At 63.7% G+C, this 9,379-nt stretch carries 10 protein-coding genes; 7 read left to right on the plus strand and 3 right to left on the minus strand.

From position 1 onward, the window contains the following. Window positions 1–125: 125 nt before the first annotated feature. The gene (locus tag L8F45_RS05840; protein ID WP_342361947.1) at window positions 126–1,571 is read left to right on the plus strand and encodes an MFS transporter; all 1,446 of its coding nucleotides are present in this window, start codon (window positions 126–128) and stop codon (window positions 1,569–1,571) included. Window positions 1,572–1,611: 40 nt separating this feature from the next. Here the strand turns inward: L8F45_RS05840 and trhA are convergent, their stop codons facing one another. Then, window positions 1,612–2,283, minus strand: coding sequence for a PAQR family membrane homeostasis protein TrhA (gene trhA, locus L8F45_RS05845; protein ID WP_342361948.1), 672 nt, complete (start codon window positions 2,281–2,283; stop codon window positions 1,612–1,614). An 86-nt stretch (window positions 2,284–2,369) separates the two neighbouring features. Beyond that, window positions 2,370–2,801 carry a hypothetical protein gene (locus L8F45_RS05850; RefSeq protein ID WP_342361949.1) on the minus strand — a complete coding sequence of 144 codons (432 nt, stop codon included), beginning with the start codon at window positions 2,799–2,801 and terminating at the stop codon, window positions 2,370–2,372. Window positions 2,802–3,157: 356 nt separating this feature from the next. On the opposite strand from L8F45_RS05850, the gene rpsM reads away from it, so the two are divergent. From rpsM to L8F45_RS05880, 6 genes are all read left to right on the plus strand, one after another. Next, entirely contained in the window at window positions 3,158–3,532 is a 375-nt protein-coding gene (rpsM, locus tag L8F45_RS05855) for a 30S ribosomal protein S13 (RefSeq protein WP_342363372.1), read from the plus strand. 75 nt (window positions 3,533–3,607) lie between these two features. Further along, window positions 3,608–4,000, plus strand: a complete 393-nt coding sequence (gene rpsK / locus L8F45_RS05860; protein ID WP_342361950.1) for a 30S ribosomal protein S11 — start codon at window positions 3,608–3,610, stop codon at window positions 3,998–4,000. A 73-nt stretch (window positions 4,001–4,073) separates the two neighbouring features. Beyond that, on the plus strand, window positions 4,074–5,090 hold the full coding sequence (locus L8F45_RS05865) for a DNA-directed RNA polymerase subunit alpha (protein ID WP_342361951.1): 1,017 nt from the start codon (window positions 4,074–4,076) through the stop codon (window positions 5,088–5,090). Window positions 5,091–5,175: 85 nt separating this feature from the next. Then, window positions 5,176–5,601, plus strand: a complete 426-nt coding sequence (rplQ, locus tag L8F45_RS05870; protein WP_342361952.1) for a 50S ribosomal protein L17 — start codon at window positions 5,176–5,178, stop codon at window positions 5,599–5,601. Window positions 5,602–5,835: 234 nt separating this feature from the next. Then, entirely contained in the window at window positions 5,836–6,510 is a 675-nt protein-coding gene (locus tag L8F45_RS05875) for an ankyrin repeat domain-containing protein (protein WP_342361953.1), read from the plus strand. Window positions 6,511–6,586: 76 nt separating this feature from the next. Next, window positions 6,587–7,987, plus strand: coding sequence for a DegQ family serine endoprotease (locus tag L8F45_RS05880; protein WP_425329985.1), 1,401 nt, complete (start codon window positions 6,587–6,589; stop codon window positions 7,985–7,987). A 166-nt stretch (window positions 7,988–8,153) separates the two neighbouring features. On the opposite strand, the gene L8F45_RS05885 is transcribed toward L8F45_RS05880, so the two are convergent. Further along, window positions 8,154–9,056, minus strand: a complete 903-nt coding sequence (locus tag L8F45_RS05885) for a hypothetical protein (protein ID WP_342361954.1) — start codon at window positions 9,054–9,056, stop codon at window positions 8,154–8,156. Between the last annotated feature and the right edge of the window lie 323 nt (window positions 9,057–9,379).

Raw genomic sequence — 9,379 nt, forward strand, 5'->3', positions numbered from 1 at the left:
AGCACGATCAATCTGACATATGGCGTCAGGCGCACGGATAAAGTGCGAATGATGCGCGTTCCGCCAGCTTTGGGCGAGCATTAGCTACCCGTCGGCTCCCTGAGGGGGTCGCGGGACAGTCATCGATGTCGAAATCAGCCATTGTCGTTGCAGGCGAAGCGGCCGTTGAAGCTGCGCCAGAAAATCCTTCCCCCGGATGGGCGCTCGCCAGCCTGTGCCTTCCCATTCTGCTGTCCTCGCTTGGCGCCAGCATCGCCAATGTCGCCTTGCCAACTCTGGCACAGTCGTTCGCGGCCTCGTTTCAGCAGGTTCAATGGGTCGTTCTGTCCTATCTCCTCGCCATCACCACGTTGATCGTCAGCGTCGGGAAGCTGGGTGACATCGTTGGCCGGCGCAGGCTGCTGCTGGCCGGAATCCTCCTCTTCACCGGAGCATCGCTCGCCTGCGCCGTCGCGCCGACGCTCGGGCTGCTGATCGTCGCCCGCGCGGCGCAGGGCTTTGGCGCGGCCGTCATGATGGCGCTCGCCATGGCCTTGGTCGGAGAGGCCGTTTCGAAGGACAGGACCGGCAGCGCCATGGGGCTGCTCGGAACGATGTCCGCAATCGGCACCGCGCTTGGCCCTTCGCTCGGCGGCGTCCTGATCGGCTGGTTCGGTTGGCCCTCGATCTTCCTCATCAATGCGCCTCTGGGCGCGGCGGCCTATCTGCTCGCGCGCCGGCTGCCGCGGGATCGCCAGGAGGCGAAGGCCGATCATCGGAGCTTCGACTTCCTCGGCACGCTGCTGCTGGCTCTGACGCTTGCGGCCTATGCGCTGGCGACGACGGTCGGCCGCGGTCCGTTCGGGGCGCTCAATCTCGGCCTGCTGCTGGCGGCGGCTTCCGGAGCCGTCCTCTTCGTCCTTCAGCAGGCGAGGGCGTCGTCGCCCCTGATCCGGCTGGCGGCGTTCCGCGACGCCGCGCTGAGCGCGGGCCTGGCCACGAGCGCGGTCGTCGCGACGGTCGTTTCGGCGACGCTGGTGGTCGGACCATTTTATCTCTCGCGCGCGCTTGGACTCAGCGATGCGCAGGTCGGTCTCGTGCTGTCTACGGGCCCCATCGTCTCCGCCTTGAGCGGCGTGCTGGCCGGCCGCATCGTCGATCGCGCCGGCGCATCCCTGATCGCCGTCGCCGGGCTCGCCCTGATGGCGGTCGGCTCCTTTGGTCTCGCCGTGACGCCATCGCTGTTCGGCGTCGCCGGTTATGTCATGGCGATCGCGGCGCTGGCGCCTGGCTATCAACTGTTTCAGGCGGCCAATAACACCACCGTCATGGCGGATGTCGCTCCTGACCAGAGGGGCGTCATTTCCGGCCTGCTCAACCTGTCCCGCAATCTCGGGCTCATCACTGGCGCGTCCGCGATGGGCGCGGTGTTCGCCTGGGCCTCGGCCGCCGCAGATGTCGCTGCAGCGCGCCCGGAAGCGGCCGCCGCCGGCATGAGGACGACGTTCATCGTCGCCGGCTGCCTGATCCTTGCGGCGCTGGCATTCTCAGCGAGAGGCCGGGTTCGCAAGGCGACATCAGCGGAAGCGTGAGTCCGATCAGCGATTTGCCGATGCCGGCTCGCGCGATGATTCAGTTCGCTCCAGTCATGCAATAGGCGATCGCGGCGTAGTGGCAGCCTGCGGCGCCGGCGACGAAGCTGTGCCAGATCGCGTTCTGATATTTGAGCTTGTGCCAGAGATAGAAGAGGACGCCGACGGAATAGAGCAGTCCGCCGATGGCGAGCAGGATGGTGGTCGGCAGCGGAAGCGAGGTCAGCATCGGCTTCACGGCCACGATCGCGGCCCAGCCGAGCACGAGATAGATGGCGATCGAGAGCCGGTCGAACTTGCCCGGCATGGCGACCTTCAGGACGATCCCGGCGATCGCCCCGGTCCAGACGACCAGGGCCAGCGTCCAGGCCCAGAACTGGTCGTGAAATTGAGTCAGGAGCGGCGTGTAAGTGCCTGCGATCAGAAGGTAAATCGACGAGTGATCAAAGCGCCTCAGGAGCCATTTGAGCGGCGAGGGCGGGATCAGATTGTAGGCGGCGGAAAAGCCGAACATGGCGATCAGGGCGACGCCGTAGATCGCCACCGCCGAAGCTTCGGCGCCGGTCCGGCGCATGATGACCAGCAGCAGCAACACTGCGAGGCCCACCACGGCGGCAAGCAGCGCGAAGGCGTGGATCAGCCCGTCGGCAAAGAGCTCGTCCATGCCGTAGGGCCGCTTCGACAGGCGAGGATGCCCTGCCGGCAGCGACATGCGTGATTCCTTTCAGCAGGTTGCGGTAGCGGCTGCTACCATGCCTGCGCGACCTGCGCATGTCACTGCGGCGGGATCGCCGATCATTAGCCGCCGTTTTGCAGCGCCTGTTCGATCTCCCAGTGCGCCCATGCGGGCAGGGCGTCGTCGGGGGATGTCGCTCGCTTGCGCACCTTGATCTTTGCAAGCGCGTCGGAGAGCGCGGCCTGAAGCGCGGAGGGATAAAGGCGCCAACTGTCAAACAGCGCGTAGCAGAGATTCCGATCGATCTCGGTGATGCGGTCCGGCCGGCGGATCAGCAGTGGATAATTGGACGGGACGACGTTGGGATTCTTGAGCGCGTCGCTGTAGTTGTCGAACCAGATCATCGGCCAGTAGTTGAACGTCTTGTAATAGCTCATCGAAATGCTGGACAGGGATTCACCCCGACCTCGAAAATGGTATTTCAGAAAGATGTTGCGGTCGAAGTTCACGATCGTCGCGAAGTCACGATCGGGATTGGCGCGAAAGATAGTCATGGTTTGCCTCCTCGGTAGCCGCCCTGAAGCATCGGGCGGCGAGGAGACCCTAGGAGACGTCGTTGCGGCGGCCTGTCGCCGGCGGAACAGGGGCTCGTGGTGAGTGTGATAACGCACTCACGGCCGCGATCCGGCCACAGGCGCGCGGGCGTCACACAGATGTTGAAAAGCCGTTGACGGGCCGGTCCTGAGTCGCTAACAGCCCGCCATCAGTTTTCATCTTCTGCACCCATCGACCTTCGATTCGAAGGCGCGGTGGGCGTTGCGTTGAAGACACCCGCAAGGGCCGGCCTCCACCGGACGCGGGTTAACCCAGCGTCGCTCCTGATGGGGCGGCCGACATGGAGACGACCAAAGTGGCTCGTATCGCAGGCGTCAACATCCCGACGCAGAAGCGCGTCGTCATCGCGCTCCAGTATATCCACGGCATCGGCCCGAAGTTCGCGGGCGAGATCATGCAGAAGGTCAGCATCCCGCTGGAGAAGCGGGTGAACCAGCTCTCCGACCAGGAAGTGCTGCAGATCCGCGAAGTCATCGATCGCGACTATCAGGTCGAAGGCGACCTGCGCCGCGAGGTGTCGCAGAACGTCAAGCGTCTGATGGACCTCGGCTGCTATCGCGGCCTCCGTCACCGCAAGGGCCTGCCGGTCCGCGGCCAGCGCACGCACACCAACGCCCGCACCCGCAAGGGCAAGGCGGTCGCCATCGCCGGCAAGAAGAAGGCGACCTAAGTCGCCTTCTGAATTGGTTTCACAACTCCCCAGCGCCTGGCGTTACGGGCGCGCTTGAAGGAAAGAAAGAATTACATGGCAAAGGAAGCCACTGGCCGCGTCCGCCGTCGCGAACGCAAGAATATCGTTTCGGGCGTCGCGCATGTGAACGCCTCGTTCAACAACACCATGATCACGATCACCGACGCGCAGGGCAACACGATCGCCTGGTCGTCGTCGGGCACGATGGGCTTCAAGGGCTCGCGCAAATCGACCCCGTATGCAGCGCAGGTCGCGGCGGAAGACGCGGCGAAGAAGGCCGCCGAGCATGGCATGCGCACGCTTGAGGTCGAGGTGACCGGTCCCGGCTCCGGCCGCGAGTCCGCCCTTCGCGCCTTTCAGGCCGCGGGCTTTACGGTGACGTCGATCCGCGACGTGACGCCGATTCCGCACAATGGCTGCCGGCCGCGCAAGCGCCGCCGCGTCTGACGCGATCCATCTGAATTTCGGCGGCCTGCGAAGGCCGCCTTTGGCATTTCACCTCGAACACGGGGATGACGACGTGATCAACAAGAACTGGCTCGATCTTATCAAGCCGACGAAGCTGCAGGTCACGCCGGGCGACGATCCGAAGCGGATGGCGACGATGGTCGCCGAGCCGCTGGAGCGCGGCTTCGGCATGACGCTCGGCAATTCGTTGCGGCGCGTGCTGTTGTCGTCGCTGCAGGGCGCGGCGGTGACCTCCATCCATATCGACGGCGTGCTGCACGAGTTCTCCTCGATCCCGGGCGTGCGCGAGGACGTCACCGATCTCGTGCTGAACGTGAAGGCCATCGCCATCAAGATGCAGGGCGAAGGCGCCAAGCGCGTGACGCTGAAGAAGAGCGGCCCCGGCCAGGTGAAGGCCGGCGACATCCAGACGACGGGCGACATCCAGATCCTCAACCCCGAGCTCGTGCTCTGCACGCTGGACGAGGGCGCCGAGATCCGCATCGAATTCACCGTCAATGTCGGCAAGGGCTATGTGCCGGCGGACCGCAACCGTTCGGAAGACGCGCCGATCGGCCTCATCCCGGTCGATGCGCTTTATTCGCCGGTCAAGAAGGTCTCCTATCGCGTCGAGAACACGCGCTCCGGCCAGGTGCTCGACTATGACAAGCTGACGCTGACCGTCGAGACCAACGGTTCGATCTCGCCTGACGACGCGGTCGCCTACGCCGCGCGCATCCTGCAGGACCAGCTCGCGATCTTCGTCAATTTCGACGAGCCGCGGAAGGAAGAGGCGGTGTCGTCGGCGCCGGAGCTGCCGTTCAACCCCGCGCTGCTCAAGAAGGTCGACGAACTCGAGCTTTCCGTGCGTTCGGCGAACTGCCTGAAGAACGACAACATCGTCTATATCGGCGACCTCATCCAGAAGACGGAAGCCGAGATGCTGCGCACGCCGAACTTCGGCCGCAAGTCGCTCAACGAGATCAAGGAAGTGCTCGCCACCATGGGCCTCTATCTCGGCATGGAAGTGCAGGGCTGGCCGCCGGAAGACATCGAGATGCTCGCGAAGCGTTTCGAGGAGCATTACTGAATTTTGTGAAGGCGGGTGGCCTCAGGCCGTCCGACCATAACCGACGGCCGTTCCTTGGCACGGCGGCCGCATAAAGGAGACAGCCATGCGTCACGGTTTCGCCCATCGGCGTTTCAGCCGAACCCCCGAGCATCGCAAGGCGATGTTCGCCAACATGGCGGTCGCGCTCATCAAGCATGAGCAGATCGTCACCACGCTTCCCAAGGCGAAGGATCTTCGCCCGATCGTCGAGAAGCTGATCACGCTCGGCAAGCGCGGCGGCCAGCACGCCCGCCGTCAGGCGATCGCGCAGATCAAGGACGAGACGATCGTCAAGAAGCTCTTCGACGTCATCGGCCCGCGCTACAAGGACCGCAATGGCGGCTACACCCGCGTGCTGAAGGCGGGCTTCCGTTTCGGCGATTCCGCGCCGATGGCGGTGATCGAGTTCGTCGATCGCGACGTTGATGCGCGCGGGCTGGATTCCGGCCCGACGATGAAGACGGAAATCGTCGAAGCAGACGCCGCATAAGCGGATTGTCGCGATGGAATTGCAGTGGCCGCGCCGCATGCGCGGCCATTTGCGTTTTGAGCCTTCGCAATGATTGCGCGTGCTCTTTCAGGTTGTCATGCCCGGGCTTGGCCCGGGCATCCACGATGGTCTTTCAATCATCAAGACGTGGATGGCCGGGCCAAGCCCGGCCATGACGGGAGATGTGGAATGCGGCCGGGAACGTCGAGCTGCGCAACGGGCAAACGAGAATGCGTGAACCGGCGCCTCCTGCTTTCAATCATAGGAGCGATCATCGCCGTGTCGAACGACGCTTTCGCCTCTAACGGCCGCGATCTTCGTGACGCCGCTGCGCGCAGCGATATCCGTGCGCTCGCAAAAGTGCTCGAAATCTCTGGCGGGCGCGCTTCGATCGACGACGCTGACGCGCGCGGACAGACGGCGCTGTTGATCGCGATCGAGCGCGGCCATGACGCCGCCGCCATCGCGCTGATCGACGCCGGGGCCGACATCAATGCGCAAGCGGCCAATCGCGATACGCCCTGGCTGCTGGCCGGCGCGGAAGGGCGCGTCGCCGCGCTGAAGCGGATGCTCGAAGGCGGCAAGATCGATTACGGCAAGCGCAATCGCTATGGCGGCAATGCGCTCATCCCCGCCGCTCATCGCGGTCATGTCAAAGCGGTGCGGCTGCTGCTCGAAGCTTCGAAAATCGATGTCGATCATGTGAACGATCTCGGCTGGACCGCGTTGCTTGAGGCGGTGATCCTCGGCGACGGCGGAGTGGCGCACACGGAGATCGCGCGCCTGCTCGTCGCCCATGGCGCTGATGTTTCGCTTGGCGATCGCGAGGGCGTTACGCCGCTTGCGCATGCGCGCCGCCGCGGCCAGAGCGCAGTCGTCGCTCTGCTGGAGAAAGCCGGCGCGCGTTGACCGCGCCAGCGCGGCGATTCACAGTCCGCCGCGAGCGGGCGCTGATTTGAGACGATGGACGGGGAGCCTGTCTGACATGCGCATTGTTCGAGTGATCGTGATGACGGGCGCGCTCCTCGTCGGAGCGGGTGGCGCGGTTGAGGCGCAGCAGCCGCGTGCGGTCCCCGAGAGCCGGCAGCAGATCACGCTGTCCTTCGCGCCGGTCGCGCAGCGCACATCGAATTCGGTCGTGAATGTCTACGGCACATCGCGCCAGCAACTGCCGCAGAATCCCTTCGCCAACGATGAATTGTTTAAGCGTTTCTTCGGCGGCGATGGCGGCATGCCGCGCGAGCGCGTGCAGCAGTCGCTCGGCTCCGGCGTTGTGGTCGACGCCAGCGGGCTCGTCGTCACCAATCACCACGTCATCGAGAACATGACCGAGGTGAAGGTGTCGCTGCCCGACAAGCGCGAATATGAAGCGACGATCGTGCTGCGCGATCCGCGCACCGATCTCGCGGTGCTCAAGCTCAAGGGCGCGGAACATCTTTCGCCGATCGAGATCGGCGATTCCGATGCTTTGCAGGTCGGCGATCTCGTGCTCGCGATCGGCAATCCGTTCGGCGTCGGTCAGACGGTGACGCAGGGCATCGTCTCGGCGCTGGCGCGCACGCAGATCGGCGTCAGCGACTATCAGTTCTTCATCCAGACCGACGCCGCCATCAATCCCGGCAATTCCGGCGGCGCGCTGGTCGACATGGCGGGCCGGCTCATCGGCATCAACACTGCGATCTATTCGCGCAGCGGCGGCTCCATGGGCATCGGTTTCGCCATTCCCGCTGCGATGGTGAAGGTCGTCGTTGAATCCGCCAAGACCGGCGGCAAGTCGGTGCGTCGTCCCTGGTTCGGCGCGTCGCTGCAGCAGGTGTCGAACGATGTCGCCGAAGCGATGGGGCTTGATCGCGCGAGCGGCGCGCTCGTGTCGCGCGTGTTCGAGCCCGGCCCGGCCGCCGACGCCGGACTGAAGCGCAGCGATCTCATTCTCGCGGTCGACGGGCAGCCGATCGACTCGCCTGACGCCTTCGGATTCCGCTTCGCGACAAAATCGATCGGCGCGACCGTGTCGCTCAAGGTGCGCCGCGCGGGCAAGGAGCTGATCGTTCCCGTGAAGACGGCGGCCGCGCCGGAGACTCCGGCGCGCGACGCGCGCAAACTTGGCGGGCCGACGCCGTTCTCAGGCGCCACCGTCGCCAATCTGTCTCCCGCCGTCGCCGAGGAAATGTCGATGGATGTGTCGTCGACCGGCGTCGTCGTCACTGAAATTGATCCGGGCACAACCGCCGGCCAGATCGGCTTTCAGAAAGGCGACATCATCCTCGCCGTGAACAACCAGAAGATCGAGAATTCGCGCGATCTCGACAAGCTTGGCCGCGAGCGTTTCTGGCGCATCACCGTCAATCGCGGCGGACAGGTGTTCACGAGCGTGTTTGGCGGTTAGGGCGGTTCCCGTTTCGCAATGATCCCACGCGACGTCATGGCCGGACTTGTCCCGCCTGCGCGGCCGAAGCCGCTACGGCGCGGCGAAGGCCCGGCCATCCACGTCTTCTTTCGCCGCCGACGCGCGAGCGTGTGATGTCCGCGCGTCATGCTAATAGCGTTGAGAGTTATGTCTGCCCTCTGCCGGGCAGCGTGTGCGACTTCCTGACCGCGAAACCCGCGCCGCCCAGGATCGGCTGCGCGCTTGGTTTCACAGGCATGATCCAGATTTCGCTTTCGCCCGAATCCCATGTGATCCGGATCTGGTCGTCGATCGTCCATTGGCCCTGTTTGCGGCCCGCCTGATCCTTCACGATTCCCGACGGATTCTGGTTTATCGACTCAAGCGAATCATAGGTCCCGTTGGTCTTCGACCATGTGAAGACGTAGGTTCCCGAGCCGGGAACGCTCCAGCTTCCGAGCAGGCGGATCGCATTGAGCTCGCGCTCGATATACATGTCCCACATGATCGGAAAGCGCAGCCACATATCGCTGTAGTGCAGCGACTCGCTCCACGCGGCTCTCAGTTCGCCGGTGAAGAGCTTGCGGTAACGCGGGCTGCGGGTCTGCTGCACCTCGCTGACATCAGGATTGGCGAAGGAGTGGCCGACCGAATAGTGCCCATAGACCCAACTCGCGCTGCCGACTTTTTCCTGCAGCATGGTGGTGAACGAATTGGGCGATCCAGCGGAGCAGGCATAGAGAACGATGATGCCGTCCGGCTTGAGTTTCTCGCGAAGCACGGCCGCGAACTGGTCCATATCCGCCTCGGTGAAAATGTGCGCGCTTCCGAGTTGCGGCGGGTTGTTCCAGCCATGCCCGAAATAGGCGAACATATCGAGCGATCCCGGGCCGTCCTTGATGGTCTGAAGAAAATTGTCTTTGGCGCCTGAGCCGACATTGTTGAAGTTGCGATATGAGCCGCCATACGCCGTAGCGAATTTCTGGGCGCCGGGAATGAACGCGCCCGTCGCGTCGTTCTTGTGATCGCTGTTCGTCGCGGGCGTTGTCGCAAAAACACTGTAGGACATCTTTGCTTCTCCGAAATATCGTCAGATCAGTTCAGCGCATCGCTTCGATTTCGAGCGCGCGCTTAGATCACGCCGCATTTTGATTGAAACAATCAAAGTGCGGGAACGTGATCGATTCCAAAAACTTGGAGCATGGCTTTTGCAGAGCGAACGCTCGCGTTCGTCTCGGAAAAACCGGCTCCCACTTTTTCGCGCCATGCTCTAAAAATCACAAAGACGCGATCGAATTTCCGTGTTATCCCTGTGTTATTGTCGCAAGACGTGCGGCTGATCGGCTTTGTCGCCGGTTTTGATGCAGCGAAAATGAATGCAAGCGACGCCAT

The organism is Terrirubrum flagellatum (assembly GCF_022059845.1).
Taxonomy (GTDB): Bacteria; Pseudomonadota; Alphaproteobacteria; order Rhizobiales; family Beijerinckiaceae; genus Terrirubrum; species Terrirubrum flagellatum.